The organism is Actinoplanes sp. NPDC051537 (assembly GCF_055586105.1).
The window spans coordinates 176,979-190,152 of record NZ_JBVJIU010000011.1 but is presented as its reverse complement, the minus strand read 5'-3'; the positions used below and the strand labels follow the sequence as shown (position 1 = coordinate 190,152).

Genomic DNA, 13,174 nt, shown 5'->3' with positions numbered 1-13,174 from the left:
AGAGACGGGACGATGGGAGGCGGGATCTTTCGCCGACCATGGTATCGGCGACGGCGCGGTCAGACTCGGACGGTCAGGCCGTTCGGTGCGCGGATCGCGTCGGTCAGGCTTTCGCCGGGGAGGACCTCGGCCCCGGGCCAGACAACCGCACGGGCGACGTCGCCCCCCACCCGGGCATGCGGGCCGATGACGCAGTCGACGACGGCCCCGGAGACCACAGCCGTGGGGTCGATCAGGGTCTGACCATTCGCGGCGTGCAAATTGGCGCTGAGGTAGTCGGCAGGCGTGCCGGTGTCGATGTAGGCGCCCTCGTAACCGATCAGCTCGAGCTCGCCCGCCGCCTCGGCCGGACGCCAGCTCGAATGCACGAGGGTGTCGTGGTCCTCGGTCAGGTCGCGGACGTGGCGCCACGGGAGGAGCGAGAAGCCGGCGAAACGGTGGCCGCTGAAGCCGCCGGTCTCGCCGGGACGGTTCGGCAGCGTGAGCATGCGCACCGTTTCCCCGGACCAACCGTCCAGCATGGCCGCCACGTCCTTGCCGGGGGACCGCAGCGGGTCGGCGAGGTAGGCGTCGGCGTTGCCGATCAGAACGCCGCGTCCGTCGATCCAGGACTTGAGGCGCGCGACGCCGCCGGTGGTGCCGAGCGGGCCATCGTGCTCGACCGAGAGGTGGGCCCGGCCGCCCACGTGCGCGACGATCATCGGCGCCAGGTAGGCGGCGTTGACGGCGACGGTGGCGGGGGAGTCGAAGCCGAGGGCGGCGACGCGGGCCAGGGCCCGGTCGAGCAGCGGGACGTTGCCGACCGGGCAGAGGGCCTTGGGGAGCCGCTCGGTGAGGGGACGGAGACGCCGGCCCTCGCCGGCGGCCAGGATCAGCGCGCAGACGGGCGTCACCGCGGGACTATGCCGTACGTGTTCAGCACGAGAGCCGTGTTGGCGCTGAGCCGCGGGAGGTCGTCGACCGGGAACCAGGCCGCCTCGAGGACCTCGGCGCCGTCGACCACCAGCGGCGTGGACGACGCCGGGACGTACGCGAAGAAGATCGTGTCGACCACGCCCACGACGTGGACGATGGCGTTGGGCGAGCCGGCCGTCATGTCGGCCGGCTCCACGCGTACGCCGGTCTCCTCGAAAAGCTCCCGGGCCGCGCCCACCACCGGCTGTTCCCGCTTCTTGAGCAGGCCGGCCGGCAGGCCCCAGCCGCCGCGATGCGGCTGGCGCAGGAGCAGCAGGCGCTCGGGTCCGCCGTTCGCCGCCGCCTCCGAGTCGCGCAGGACGGTGACCGCGCCCACCAGATATCTCGGCGCGACGAGCTTGGCCACGAAACGGCGAGCGGGCAGCGGCATCCGATAGAACGTGAGGTACGCCAGGCCGCGCACACGCCGAGGGAAATTCACGTCGCCAAGGCTAGCGGGGGCGGCTGTGAACTCAGTCGGGGTGGTCGACGAGGGCGATCAGCTGCTCGACCACCGCGTCCGGCTCGAGGTTGCGCTCGCACACCGCGACCAGCATCGTCTCGAGGTCGGGATACCCCAGCTCCTCGGCCAGCCGGCGCAGCGGCACCTCGCTGGCCAGCCCCCGGTCGTGCTTGCGGAGGGTGAGGCCGATCGTCGCCCGGCCGAGCTTCACCTTGTCGGCGATGCTCATGCCCGGCTCGTTCTTGTCGTCGAAGTAGCGGTTGATCGAGAGCTGCGCCTGGCTCGACTTCACGAAGCCGAGCCACTCCTTGCGGGGGCCGCGCGGCGCGTTCGGCTCGAGCTCGACGTGCTGGTCGGACTCGGAGAAGATCTCGACGACGTCGCCGTCGCGCAGCTGCGAGCTGAGCGGGGCCAGCCGACCGTTGATCGTGGCGGCCAGGCACTGGTCGCCCTTCTCCGAGCTCAGCTCGTAGGCCAGGTCGACCGGGGTGGAGCCGCTGGGCAGCTCGACCGCCTGGCCGTGGGCGAAGACCGTGATCTGGGCCTCGGCGAGGTCGCAGCGCAGCGAGGAGAGGAACTGGGCGGCGTCGTTGGTGTCCTGCTGCCAGTCGAGCACCCGCTTGAGCCAGGACAGCTGGTCGGCGCCGGACGGGTCGGCGGTCTCCGCGTCCTTCGGGTAGCGGTAGCCGGTGGCCACGCCGTACTCCGAGTAGCGGTGCATCGCCTCGGTGCGGATCAGCACCTCGACCAGGCGGCCGTCGGGGCCGGTCACGGTCGTGTGGAGCGAGCGGTACAGGTTGTTCTTGGGCGAGGCGATGAAGTCCTTGAACCGGCCGGCGACCGGGCGCCACTGGCCGTGGATCGCGCCGAGCGCCGCGTAACAGTCGGTGGCCGGGCCGTCGACGATCACCGCGATCCGGGGCAGGTCGAACGGGACCGGATGGTCGCCGGCGACCGTGTCCTTCCAGATCGAGTAGTAGTGCCTCGGGCGGGCCGTGACCACGGCCGTCACCCGCTGGCGGCGCAGGGCCGCGCGGGCCTTGCCGGTCACCTCGGTGAGGTAGTCCCCCCAGCCCGGGCGGTTCTTCACGTGGTCGTCGATGCGCGCGTACGAGTCGGGCTCGAGGTGGTAGAGCACCACGTCGTCGAGGTCGCGCTTGAGGGCCTGGATGCCGAGGCGGTCGCAGAGCGGGACCAGCACGTCGAGGGTGGCGGTGGCGATCCGGGCGCGGCTGGCGGGGGAGCGTGCATCGAGCGTACGCATGTTGTGCAGCCGGTCGGCGAGCTTGATCACCAGGACTCGGACGTCCTTGCCGGCCGCCACGATCATCTTGCGGATGGTCTCGGCCTCGGCCGCCTTGCCGTAGAACGCCTTGTCGAACTTGGTCACGCCGTCGACCAGGTGGGTCACCTCGGGCCCGAAGTCGCTGTGCAGCGCCTCGAGGGTGTAGCTCGTGTCCTCGACCGTGTCGTGCAGCAGGGCCGCGACCAGGGTCGTCGTGTCCATGCCGAGCTCGGCGCAGATCTGGGCGACGGCCAGCGGATGCGTGATGTAAGGATCGCCGGACTTGCGCATCTGGCCGCGGTGCATGTTCTCCGCGATGGCGTAGCTGCGGCGGAGCACGCCGGCGTCGGCGGAGGGGTGGATGCCGCGGTGGGTCTTGGTGAGTTTCGCGACCGGGTCGTCGTCGTTGCCCGGGAAACTCAGAAAGGACCGGAGCCGCTGGGAGATGGATTGCTCGGCGGGCACTTGCGTGGGGAGGGCACGTCCAAGGGCGGCGCCGTGGCCGGCGTCGACGTCCACTGGACACCCCCTCACCGCTCGGTCGCCCGGCACCCGACGGGCGCCACGCGATCCGCCTGGCAAATCGCCGTGAAGTCACCCGAACCATGCCCGGTGAATCCACTTGCCTTACAGCCTAAGCGAGCGAGCGTCATCCGAACGGTCAGTTACGGATGAGCGAACGGCCGAGTCTTTGCCCGCTGCTGCGGCTTCTGCCCGGTTGAGCAGGGCGGTGAAGCGCGCGGCGCCACGAACCGGTGACACCCAGTCGCCGGAGGTTTCCACCAACCGGGTGTCCGCCCGTTCGAGCCAGGCGAGGATCCGCTCGCTCTCCTCGGCGGTCGCGGCGGGGACCGGACCCGGTCCGGGTAGGACCGTCTCGGCCGTCATCCGGACCGCGTCGAGGGTCGGCCGGGGGTGCTGGCGAGGCGGCGAGGTGGCGGCCGCGGCGAGCCGGCCGTGCCGGACCACGACGATCTCCCACCCGCCGATGTCGTCGCGCCGGGCGGCCACGATCTCCGCCAGACGGGTCAAAGCGGACAGGCGCTGCATGCGGACCGTGGCCCGGAGCAGGGCGATCAGGCGGGAGCGGAGCACGGCGGCCTCCTCGTACCGCCGGACCTCGGAGAGGGCGTCGATGCGGCCCATCAGGGCGGCGACCACGATCTCGGGATCACCGTGGATGGCCGTCCGGAAGGGGAGGGCGGCCGTCTCCGCGTACGCCTCCGGAGTGATCTTGTGTTCGCAAGGCGCGGGGCATCGGCCGAGCTCGGCCAGGGCGCACGCGGGGGTCGGGGTGCGGATCGAGAGCGCGTGGGCGCACTGGCGCAAGGGGAGCGCGTCGTAGACACCGGCCGCGGCCAGCTCGGCGGTGCGGCGCGAGGAGAACGGCCCGAGATAGGCCGCGTCGTCGTCGGCCAGGCGCCGGACCACCGACAGGCGGGGGTAGACCTCGGTGGTCAGCTTGAGCCAGACCACCCGATCGGGATATTTCGACCTGCGGTTGTACGGCGGGGAGTGTGCCGCGATCAGCCGGAGCTCGCGGACCTCGGCCTCGAGCGAGTGGGCGCACTCGACCGCCTCGACCCGGGTCGCGGCGCCGAGCATCTCCGAGATGCGCGCCCTCTTCTCGCTGGCGGTGAAGTAGCTGCGGACGCGCTTGGCGATGTCCTTCGACGTGCCGACGTAGAGCGGGCGGTCGTCGGCGGCCCGGAACACGTAGACCCCGGGCACGTGCGGCAGGCCGTCGGCCAGGTGGCGCTGGCGGCGCTGGGTCGGGGTGACCGCCTTGGCGAACTCGATCGCGTCACCGAGCGTGTGCACCCGGAAGCTGCCGAGGCGCTCGATCAGGCCGTGCAGCACGTCGACGGTGGCCCGGGCGTCGTCGAGCGCGCGGTGGGTGGGCTGGACCGCGGCGTGGAAGAACTGGGCGAGCGTGCCGAGCTTGCGGTTGGGCACCTCGTCGCGGGTGAGCGCCCGGCGGGCCACGGCGGCCGTGTCGAGCACCCGGGGGTTGGGCCACTGGTAGCCGTGCCGGGCGCAGGCCGCCTTGAGGAAGCCGACGTCGTAGGGCGCGTTGTGCGCCACCAGCACCGACCCGCGCAGGAACTCGAGCAGGCTGGGCAGCACCGTCTCGATCGGCGGGGCCGGGGCCAGCATCGCGTCGGTGATGCCGGTCAGGACGGTGATGAACGCCGGGATGCGCTCGCCCGGGTTGACCAGGGTCGCGAAAACGCCCAGCTCCTCGCCCGCGCGGACCTTGACCGCGCCGATCTCGGTGACGCCGGCGCCGTCGGCCGCGCCGCCGGTCGTCTCCAGGTCGAGCACCACGAACGTGGTGTCGGCCAGGGAGAGGGCCGCCGGGTCGACCGAGCCGTCGGCGGCGAGAAGCGTGTCCAGAGTGCCCTGGACGTATGCGGGTTGTGCCACGGCGGGGAGATTAGAGAGGGGGTACGACAGAAATGTCGCGCCGCCGGTCGGTGCACCTTTGGTTCGCGTTTCGGCTCGCCGCAAAAGATCACTTGCTTCGACAAGCTTTTCCGCTGCCCACGGTGTGAGAATGGGTAGATGTCCGAGCCTTCGTTTCCCGGCGACCGCCCCGCGGAGGAGGCGGCGGCTGTCCTGGCTGGGCTCGCTCAAGACGAGGAGTTCGTCCCGGAACCGGTCCTGCCCGAGCCCGTCCGTCAGCGCATCACCACACTGGCGGCCGCCGCGCTGCCCGGGCTGCCGGGCGACGAGATCCCGGTCGTGCTGCGGCGGGTCGCCCGGTTCGCCCCGAACCGGCGGGCTCGCCTCGGCGGTCGCGAGATCGCCGCGCAACTGACCTCGGACCCGCTCTTCCGTCAGCGGATCAGCGGCAAGGTCATCACCGACGCGGGCGACCTCGGCGCCGCCGTGTCGGCCGGCATGGCCCCGGCCGCCGCCGACCCGGTCGAGGTCGCCGCGCTGGCCTACCTGGCCCGGCCCGACGGCTGGCGCGACCTGGTCGAGGGCGCCGGCGACGCGGTCCGGGCCGAGGCCGACAGCGCCGCGGTGGAGAACCGCATCCGCGAGGCCGAGCATCGGGCCGTCCGCGCCGAGCACGACCGCACGGTGGCCAAGGTCGAGGCCGACAAGCTGCGCGACGAGCTGGCCCGGGTGCGCGAGGAGCTGGGCCAGCTGCGGGAGGAGTCCCGGTCGACGTCGAAGGCGCTGCGCGAGGCGCAGGCCGGCCAGAAACGCGCGAGCGACCTGCTGGCCACGGAGAAGGGGCGCGCGTCGCGCGTCGCGGCCGATCACGATGCCGAGGTACGCCGCCTGAAGACCCGCCTCGCGGAGGCCGAGACGCAGGCCGCGAACGGCAAGCAGAGCGCCAAGGACGCCCGCGCCGCCGACGACGCCCGGCTCTGGCTGCTCATCGAGACCATCGGCCAGGCCGCCTCGGGTCTGCGCCGCGAGCTGGCGCTGGGCCCGTCCGACAAGCTGCCCGCCGATTTCGTCGCCGACATCGCCGCCGACCGGCCGGGCCAGCCCGAGCGGTCCCGCGCCCGGGCCCAGGACACCGACGACCCGGGCCGGCTCGACCAGCTGCTCGCGCTGCCGCGGGCGCATCTGGTGGTGGACGGCTACAACGTGACCAAGCGCGGCTTCGCCGAGATGTCGCTCGAGCAGCAGCGCAAGCGGCTGATCACCGGCCTCGGCGGGATCGCGGCGCAGACCGGCGACGAGGTCACCGTGGTCTTCGACGGCGCGGAGCGGGTGCACGGCCTGCCGCCGGCCCCGCGCGGCGTACGCGTCCTGTTCTCCCGCAAGGGCGACACCGCCGACGAGCTGATCCGGCAGCTGGTCCGGGCCGAGCCGGCCGGACGGCCGATCGTGGTGATCTCGTCGGACCGCGAGGTCGCCGACGGCGTGCGGCGTCACGGTGCGTATCCGATGGGCGCCGACTCCCTGCTCAGGCGACTCGCCCGCTCCTGACCGGATTTTTGTCGTACCCCTCGCCTAGCGTGACGGTCACCGATGGTGGTCGGTGTGCCACCCGGGTGAGGAGGAGTGATGATCGTCGACTGCGGTCGCTGCGCCGGGCCGTCCGACGCGTGCCGGGGTTGCCTGGTCAGCGCGCTGCTGGACACGCCCGACGGCATTGCCGACCTGACCCCCGGCGAGGTCCGGGCGATCGAGACGTTCGAGCTGGCGGGCTTCGAGGTGGAGATCGTCGAGACCCCCGAGCCGCCGGTGGTCGTGCCGATGCTCCCGCGCCGACACGTGGCGTGATCGCGTCTCTAGGATGTGGCGGATGACGACGTCGCGAGCCTGGGCCGCCGGCACCCTCGTTGTGTTGCTCGTGCTGCTCGCCGTCTTCGCCGCCGTGACCATCCCCTGGCACCGGCCGCCCGCGCCGCGCGCCGACCAGCTCGCCGCGCTCAGCTCGCTCCCGGCCGACAAGGTCGCGCGGGCCCGCCAGTTCCACGCCGAGTTGCGCCCGGGGTCGTACGGCGCGATGGCCATCGGCCTTCTCGTGGCGCTGGTGCTCGGGCTGACCCCGCTCGGCGCCCGCATCGTCGGCGCGTTCGGCGACCACTGGGTGGTGCGGGCCCTCCTCGGCGGCCTCGCCGTGGTGCTCGTGGCCGAGGTCGTCACGCTGCCGTTCGCGGCCTGGCGTCACGTCGTCGTGGTGAAGTACGGCATCTCCACCCAGACCTGGGGCGCGTGGACGGTCGACCTGCTGAAGTCGTGGGCGGTCGGCGCGGTGATCGGCGGGGTGGCCCTGCTCGGCTTCTACACGATCACCCACTTCGCACCGCGCTGGTGGTGGGCGTTCGGCGCGGTCGGCGCGGCCGGGCTGGTCGTGCTGCTCTCGTTCGTGCTGCCGGTGCTGGTCGAGCCCGTGTTCAACAAGTTCACCCCGATGGCCGACGGCCCGCTGCGCACCTCGCTGCTCGAGATCGCCGTCCGCGACGGCGTGCCCGTGCGGGACGTGCTGGTGGCCGACGCCTCGCGCCGCACGCGCGCGGTCAACGCGTACGTCTCCGGGCTCGGCCCGACCCGCCGCATCGTCGTCTACGACACCATGCTGACCGAGGCCACGCCCGACGAGGTCGTCTCGGTGGTGGCCCACGAGCTCGGCCACGCGAAGGACAACGACGTCCTGATCGGCACCGTGCTCGGCGCCCTGGGCTCGGCCGTCGCGGTGATCGCGCTGTTCCTGCTCGGCTCGTGGTCCGGGCTGCTGCGGCTGGCCGGCGTCACCTCGCTCGGCGAGCCACGCGGCATCGGCCTGATGCTGGCCGTGGTGACCGTCGCCGGCCTGGTCGCCGGCCCGGCCCAGGCCTACGTCTCGCGCCGCATCGAGGCCCGGGCCGACGCGCACGCGCTGGCGCTGACCGGCGACCCGGAGACCTTCGAGGCCATGCAGCGCCGCCTCGGCACCGTGAACCTCTCCGATCCCGACCCGCCGACCTGGGAGTACGTCATTTCCGCCTCGCACCCGTCCACGGTGGAGCGCATGGCCGCGGCCCGCGCCTATGCCCGGGGAGCGCGCTGATGGGTCGCACGCTGCTGGTCACCAACGACTTCCCGCCCCGGCCCGGCGGCATCCAGCAGTTCGTGCACAACCTGGCGATCCGGCAGCCGGCCGGGTCGGTGGTCGTCTACGCGTCGACGTGGAAGGGCTCGGCGAAATTCGACGCCGAGCAGCCGTTCGAGGTGGTGCGCGAGCGGACCGGCGTGCTGCTGCCGACGCCCGCGGTGGCGCGCCGGGCCGCGTCGCTGGCCCGCGAGCACGGCTGCGACCGGGTCTGGTTCGGCGCGGCGGCCCCGCTCGGGCTGCTGGCCGAGGGCCTGCGCCGGTCGGCCGGCGTCACCCGGGCGGTGGCGATCACCCACGGGCACGAGATCGGCTGGGCCGCGCTGCCCGGCGCGCGGCAGTTGCTGCGGCGCATCGCCCGGGGCAACGACGTGGTCACGTACCTGGGGGACTACCAGCGCACCCGGCTCGACCGGGCCCTGCACGGCCTCACCGACCTCGAGCGGCTGGCGCCCGGGGTCGACGTCGAGGCGTTCCGTCCCGGCGTCGACGGGTCGGCGGTCCGCGCCCGGCATGGCCTGAGCGACCGCCCGGTGATCGTCTGCGTCTCCCGCCTGGTGCCGCGCAAGGGCCAGGACATGCTGATCCGCGCCCTGCCGGCGGTCCGCCGCCGCGTGCCCGGCGCGGCCCTGCTGCTGGTGAGCGGCGGCCCCTACCGGCCGAAGCTCGAGAAGCTGGCCCGCGAGCAGGGTGTCGAGTCCGATGTGGTCTTCACCGGTTCGGTCCCGTGGGCCGAGCTGCCCGCGCACTATGCGGCCGGCGACGTCTATGCGATGCCGTGCCGCACCCGCGCCGCGGGCCTCGACGTCGAGGGTCTCGGCATCGTCTACCTGGAGGCCTCGGCCACGGGCCTGCCCGTGGTCGGCGGCGACTCCGGGGGCGCGCCCGACGCGGTCCGCGAGGGGGAGACGGGGTTCGTGGTGGGCGGCCGCGACCTGGCCGCCCTGACGTCCCGTTTGACCGAGTTGCTGGCCGACCCGGCGAAGGCCCGGGCGATGGGCAAGGCCGGCCGGGCATGGGTCGAGCAGGAGTGGCGGTGGGAGCGACAGGCGGCCCGGCTGACGGCGCTGCTCGATCAGCGGACGTGAATCGCGTCGCTACCCGGTTGTTCGGCAACTTTGGCGTGGCATCGTTTCCCTATGGACCCGCTGGGGATCGCCGTCATTGTCGCCGTCCTGATCGTGGCTACGACGTTCGGTTTGTGGCGCCGGCGCACCGATGGCGTGATCCGGGACGAGGCGGCCGAGAAGCGGAAGCGGGCCGCGATCCTGCGGGCGGCGGGCCTCGAGGTCGTCGAGATCCCGGACCATTCGTCGCCCGCGGCGGCGGCCACCACGGCGGCCAAGGCGGCGTCGACGGCGGCGGCCGCGGCGGTGCAGGGGACGCATCAGGCTGCTGCTCCCAAGCCCCGGACGCTCTCGGTAGTCCCGTCCCTCCCCTCTGACGCGGTGGGCGTGGTGCCGGATCGCGAGGAAGAGCCCGGAGTCGTCGAGGACGCGAGGGAGCGGAACGAGGGCGACCCGAGCGCGGCGGGGCAGCGGCTCGAGGCCGGACTGCTCGAGCGGCTCGGTGTCGGGCCGGCGGCGGTGACGCTGTTGCAGTTCTCGTCGGCGTTCTGTGCGCCCTGCCGGACCGTGCGGCGGGTGAGCGCCGAGGTGGCCGAGCTGCTGCCGGGGGTGCGGCACGTCGAGGTCGATGCCGAGAGCCACCTCGACGAGGTGCGGGAGCTGGGCATCTGGCGGACGCCGACGCTGCTCGTGCTGGACACCGAGGGGCGCGTGGTGAAGCGGGCCACCGGCGTGCCGAGCAAGCCGCAGCTGATCGCGGCGCTCGCCGGTCTGCTGCCCGCCGCGGAGTGACTCTCGGCGCGGCCGGATGACCGGCCGCGCCGACAGGGCGGCAACCCAGCGGCGGCGGCCGGATGACCGGCCGCGCCGACAGGGCGGCAACCCAGCGGCGGCGGCCGCTACAGGGTGGCCTCGGCCAGCTCGGGCGGGGTGTGCGCGGCGGCCGGCCGGCCCGCGCGGGTCAGGTTCCGGGACGCGGGGATCAGGAATTGCGACGCCGCGGCCAGCAGGAGGACCAGGGAGCAGACGGTCAGGACCCGGTTGGTGCCGAACTGGCCGGCCACGGGACCGGCCAGGGCGTTGCCGACGGGGATGGCGATGAAGGACAGCAGCGTGTCCCACGACGCGACCCGGCCCAGGGCGCTCTGCGGGACGCGGTCCTGCAACGCCGTCTCCCAGGCCACGTCGAAGAAGATCAGGCCCGCCCAGCCGATGATCGCACCGGCCAGGACCGCCACCAGGGTGGCCGGCCACACGTACGCCAGGGACCAGAACGGCATCAGCATGAGGGTGAGCCAGCCCGCCCGCAGCAAGCGCCGCGGTTTGAAGCGCAACGCGACCGCCGCGCCGATGGTGCCGCCCAGGCCCTCCGCCGCCGCGATGAAGCCGGCGGCGGTCGCGCCGCCCAGGCGCTCGATGGCCACCACCTGCACCAGCACCAGGATGATGCCGTTCGCGATGTGGTAGACCCCGGCCCCGAACAGCCCGCCCAGCAACCAGCTCCGGCTGCTGATCTCGTGCCAGCCGGCGCGCAGCTCGGCCAGCATCGACGAGCGCGGCCCGCGGGTGGCGCGGGCCCGCAGCAGCAGGCAGGCGGCCATCGACGCCAGGAAACTGGCCGCGTTCACCGCGAAGCCGGCCGGCGCGCCGAACGCCGCCACCGTGAGGCCGCCCAGCGCCGGACCGGCCACCGAGCTGCCGGTCTGCAGAATGCTCAGCGTCGCGTTGGCCGCCTGGCGACGCTCGACGGGCACCAGCAACGGGCGCAGCGCGGTCATCGCCGGGTTGAAGAAGCTGCCGGCGCCGGACGAGATCGCCGTCAGCGCGCAGAGCAGCGCCAGGTGGTAGCCGCCGCCGACGAACATCACCGCGATCGCGGCCGCGCAGAGCAGGCGGATCAGGTCGGAGACGACCATGACGCGCTTCGGCTGGAGACGGTCGGCCCAGACGCCGCCGACCAGCGAGCAGGCCAGCAGCGCGGTGAACGAGCTGGCCATCACGATGCCGAGGTCGCCGGCGCCGCCGCCCGCCCGCACCACGGCGACGGCGAGGGCGACGGTCTGGAAGCCGTTGCCGATCCAGGACAGGGTCTGGCCGGCGGCGAGCAGGCGGAAGTCGGAGAGCATGACGGCGAGACTAGTTCGACGTCGAATTATTCGCAATCTAAATATCGGGCGTGGAACAATGGGCGGCATGGCCGAAGAGAGGGACGGTGTCGATCACCACGTGGCGCGCTGGGCGGCGTTCTGGAAGGACGACGCCCGGTTCGCGCCCGAGGTCGAGGGCGCGCTGGTCCGGATGTACGACATCAACAAGTGGGCCAAGCGGCTGGACGCCGCCGCCTTCGCCGGCAACGAGGACTTCACGCTGGAGGACTACAAGACGCTGCACGCGCTGATGGTGCAGCCCCATCCGACGGAGGCGACCCCGGCGCAACTGGCCGATGCCACCCACGTGACCCGGGCGGCGATGACCAGCCGCCTCGACCGGCTCGTGGGGGCGGGCCTGGTGACCCGCGAGGTCGACCCGGGCGATCGGCGGCGGGTGCTGGTGCGGCCGACGTCCAAGGGGCGCGAGCAGTGGGACCGGAACATCTTCGAGGGGATGGCGCGCGATCGCCAGATGATGAGCGCGCTGACGTACGAGGAGCTGGTTCAGCTCAACACCCTGCTCCGCAAGGTCATGCGTTCCCTGGAAAGTTGACCGGGCCGGTGGTGATTGAGCACACAGCTACGTCGACGGCGAACAATGCGACGCTTCGGAGCATGGAACTCGACCCCCGCGGCCAGCGCTTCGCCGCGGCCGTGACCAGCGCCGTTCTGATCGTGGTGCTGGCCACCGGCTGGGGCTGGCTGGCGCTCGCCCAGACGATCGTCTTCGCCGTCACCGCTCTCGATCCACGCAAGGGCCCTTACGCGTACGCCTATCGGTCCTTGATCTTGCCGCGCATCGGTCCCCCGGCCGAGCGCGAGCCCGCCGCCCCCGTCCGTTTCGCCCAGACCGTCGGTTTTAGCTTCCTGGCCGTGAGCACGCTGGGGTACCTCACCGGGCTGACCACGCTGGGCGTGGTGTTCGCCGCGTTCGGGTTGCTCGCGGCGTTCCTGAACGCGGCCTTCGGGCTGTGTCTCGGGTGCGAGGCCTACCTGCTGATCAAGCGGATGCGAACCGCTTAGAACTTCGGGGCGTCGGGCGCCTCGAGCAGGCCCAGCCGCAGCGCCGTCATGAGCGCCTGCGCCCGGTTCGCCGCGCCCAGCTTCTCGTACAGCTTCGAGATGTGGGTCTTGGCGGTCGACTCCGACACGAACAGCTGCTTGGCGATGCCGGCCACGCTCATCCCATCGGCGAGCAGGCGCAACACCTGTCCCTCGCGGGGCGAGAGCTGCGGGCCGGACGGGGCCAGCCGGCGCTTCATGGCCTCGGCCAGGTCGGCCGCGGTGAACGCGCTCGGCGCCGACGCCGCGTGCCGGGCGGCCGCCACGACCTCGTCGGCCGGCGCGGTCTTGGGCACGAAGGCGCTCGCGCCGGCCTCGAGGGCGCCGAACAGCTGATCGTCGCCCGCGTACATGGTGAGGACCACGATGCCCATGTTGGCGTTGTTCTTCCGCAGCGCCTTGGTGGCCTCGAGGCCACTGCCGTCGGGCAGGCGCAGGTCCATGATCACGACGTCGGGCTGGAGGGCGCCGGCCTGCCGGACCGCCTCGGCCGCGGTGGCCGCCTCGCCGACGACCTCGAACTGACGGTCGCGCTCGAATGCGTGTCGCAGCCCCTTACGAATCAGGTCGTGATCGTCAACAAGGAGGACCTTGGTGCGCGTCGTCGGCGCAGGACTGGTCGACATGCTC

13 protein-coding genes are annotated in these 13,174 nt (G+C 72.7%); 7 read left to right on the top strand and 6 right to left on the bottom strand.

Annotated features, from left to right (window positions below; all coding sequences use genetic code 11):
• Positions 1-59 precede the first annotated feature (59 nt).
• The 4 genes from ACZ6TB_RS27165 to ACZ6TB_RS27150 all read right to left on the bottom strand — a co-directional run bounded on the left by ACZ6TB_RS27165 (position 60) and on the right by ACZ6TB_RS27150 (position 5,129).
• A complete protein-coding gene (locus ACZ6TB_RS27165; RefSeq protein WP_465558323.1) occupies positions 60-893 on the bottom strand; it encodes a nucleotidyltransferase family protein in 834 nt (277 codons plus the stop codon).
• On the bottom strand, positions 890-1,345 hold the full coding sequence (locus ACZ6TB_RS27160) for an NUDIX hydrolase (RefSeq protein ID WP_465558621.1): 456 nt from the start codon (positions 1,343-1,345) through the stop codon (positions 890-892). The genes ACZ6TB_RS27165 and ACZ6TB_RS27160 overlap by 4 nt, the downstream gene beginning before the upstream one ends.
• An 82-nt stretch (positions 1,346-1,427) precedes the next feature.
• Positions 1,428-3,221 carry a RelA/SpoT family protein gene (locus ACZ6TB_RS27155; RefSeq protein ID WP_465558321.1) on the bottom strand — a complete coding sequence of 598 codons (1,794 nt, stop codon included), beginning with the start codon at positions 3,219-3,221 and terminating at the stop codon, positions 1,428-1,430.
• A 108-nt stretch (positions 3,222-3,329) separates the two neighbouring features.
• A complete protein-coding gene (locus ACZ6TB_RS27150; RefSeq protein WP_465558319.1) occupies positions 3,330-5,129 on the bottom strand; it encodes a DEDD exonuclease domain-containing protein in 1,800 nt (599 codons plus the stop codon).
• A 138-nt stretch (positions 5,130-5,267) separates the two neighbouring features.
• Here ACZ6TB_RS27150 and ACZ6TB_RS27145 point away from each other — a divergent pair, with 138 nt between their 5' ends.
• The 5 genes from ACZ6TB_RS27145 to ACZ6TB_RS27125 all read left to right on the top strand — a co-directional run bounded on the left by ACZ6TB_RS27145 (position 5,268) and on the right by ACZ6TB_RS27125 (position 10,124).
• Positions 5,268-6,656 carry an NYN domain-containing protein gene (locus ACZ6TB_RS27145; protein ID WP_465558317.1) on the top strand — a complete coding sequence of 463 codons (1,389 nt, stop codon included), beginning with the start codon at positions 5,268-5,270 and terminating at the stop codon, positions 6,654-6,656.
• Between the two features lie 78 nt (positions 6,657-6,734).
• On the top strand, positions 6,735-6,953 hold the full coding sequence (locus ACZ6TB_RS27140; RefSeq protein WP_465558315.1) for a hypothetical protein: 219 nt from the start codon (positions 6,735-6,737) through the stop codon (positions 6,951-6,953).
• Positions 6,954-6,975: 22 nt separating this feature from the next.
• Positions 6,976-8,223, top strand: a complete 1,248-nt coding sequence (locus ACZ6TB_RS27135) for a M48 family metallopeptidase (protein ID WP_465558313.1) — start codon at positions 6,976-6,978, stop codon at positions 8,221-8,223.
• On the top strand, positions 8,223-9,353 hold the full coding sequence (locus tag ACZ6TB_RS27130; RefSeq protein ID WP_465558311.1) for a glycosyltransferase family 4 protein: 1,131 nt from the start codon (positions 8,223-8,225) through the stop codon (positions 9,351-9,353). The genes ACZ6TB_RS27135 and ACZ6TB_RS27130 overlap by 1 nt, the downstream gene beginning before the upstream one ends.
• Before the next feature lie 51 nt (positions 9,354-9,404).
• Entirely contained in the window at positions 9,405-10,124 is a 720-nt protein-coding gene (locus tag ACZ6TB_RS27125; RefSeq protein WP_465558309.1) for a TlpA family protein disulfide reductase, read from the top strand.
• 107 nt (positions 10,125-10,231) lie between these two features.
• Here ACZ6TB_RS27125 and ACZ6TB_RS27120 read toward each other — a convergent pair whose 3' ends face one another.
• Positions 10,232-11,458, bottom strand: coding sequence for an MFS transporter (locus tag ACZ6TB_RS27120; protein ID WP_465558307.1), 1,227 nt, complete (start codon positions 11,456-11,458; stop codon positions 10,232-10,234).
• Between the two features lie 67 nt (positions 11,459-11,525).
• On the opposite strand from ACZ6TB_RS27120, the gene ACZ6TB_RS27115 reads away from it, so the two are divergent.
• Both ACZ6TB_RS27115 and ACZ6TB_RS27110 read left to right on the top strand, forming a co-directional pair.
• Positions 11,526-12,035 carry a MarR family winged helix-turn-helix transcriptional regulator gene (locus tag ACZ6TB_RS27115; protein WP_465558305.1) on the top strand — a complete coding sequence of 170 codons (510 nt, stop codon included), beginning with the start codon at positions 11,526-11,528 and terminating at the stop codon, positions 12,033-12,035.
• Between the two features lie 62 nt (positions 12,036-12,097).
• Positions 12,098-12,505, top strand: a complete 408-nt coding sequence (locus ACZ6TB_RS27110) for a DUF4395 domain-containing protein (protein ID WP_465558303.1) — start codon at positions 12,098-12,100, stop codon at positions 12,503-12,505.
• On the opposite strand, the gene ACZ6TB_RS27105 is transcribed toward ACZ6TB_RS27110, so the two are convergent.
• The gene (locus tag ACZ6TB_RS27105) at positions 12,502-13,170 is read right to left on the bottom strand and encodes a response regulator transcription factor (protein ID WP_020512124.1); all 669 of its coding nucleotides are present in this window, start codon (positions 13,168-13,170) and stop codon (positions 12,502-12,504) included. The two genes, ACZ6TB_RS27110 and ACZ6TB_RS27105, sit on opposite strands and share 4 nt — an antisense overlap.
• Between the last annotated feature and the right edge of the window lie 4 nt (positions 13,171-13,174).

What these genes read in the sequence shown, in the direction of transcription:
- ACZ6TB_RS27160 (WP_465558621.1), bottom strand. Translation starts at nt 1,345, where the DNA reads ATGCCGCTGCCCGCTCGCCGTTTCGTGGCCAAGCTCGTCGCGCCGAGA.
- ACZ6TB_RS27145 (WP_465558317.1), top strand. Translation starts at nt 5,268, where the DNA reads ATGTCCGAGCCTTCGTTTCCCGGCGACCGCCCCGCGGAGGAGGCGGCG.
- ACZ6TB_RS27140 (WP_465558315.1), top strand. Translation starts at nt 6,735, where the DNA reads ATGATCGTCGACTGCGGTCGCTGCGCCGGGCCGTCCGACGCGTGCCGG.
- ACZ6TB_RS27135 (WP_465558313.1), top strand. Translation starts at nt 6,976, where the DNA reads ATGACGACGTCGCGAGCCTGGGCCGCCGGCACCCTCGTTGTGTTGCTC.
- ACZ6TB_RS27130 (WP_465558311.1), top strand. Translation starts at nt 8,223, where the DNA reads ATGGGTCGCACGCTGCTGGTCACCAACGACTTCCCGCCCCGGCCCGGC.
- ACZ6TB_RS27125 (WP_465558309.1), top strand. Translation starts at nt 9,405, where the DNA reads ATGGACCCGCTGGGGATCGCCGTCATTGTCGCCGTCCTGATCGTGGCT.
- ACZ6TB_RS27120 (WP_465558307.1), bottom strand. Translation starts at nt 11,458, where the DNA reads ATGCTCTCCGACTTCCGCCTGCTCGCCGCCGGCCAGACCCTGTCCTGG.
- ACZ6TB_RS27115 (WP_465558305.1), top strand. Translation starts at nt 11,526, where the DNA reads ATGGCCGAAGAGAGGGACGGTGTCGATCACCACGTGGCGCGCTGGGCG.
- ACZ6TB_RS27110 (WP_465558303.1), top strand. Translation starts at nt 12,098, where the DNA reads ATGGAACTCGACCCCCGCGGCCAGCGCTTCGCCGCGGCCGTGACCAGC.
- ACZ6TB_RS27105 (WP_020512124.1), bottom strand. Translation starts at nt 13,170, where the DNA reads ATGTCGACCAGTCCTGCGCCGACGACGCGCACCAAGGTCCTCCTTGTT.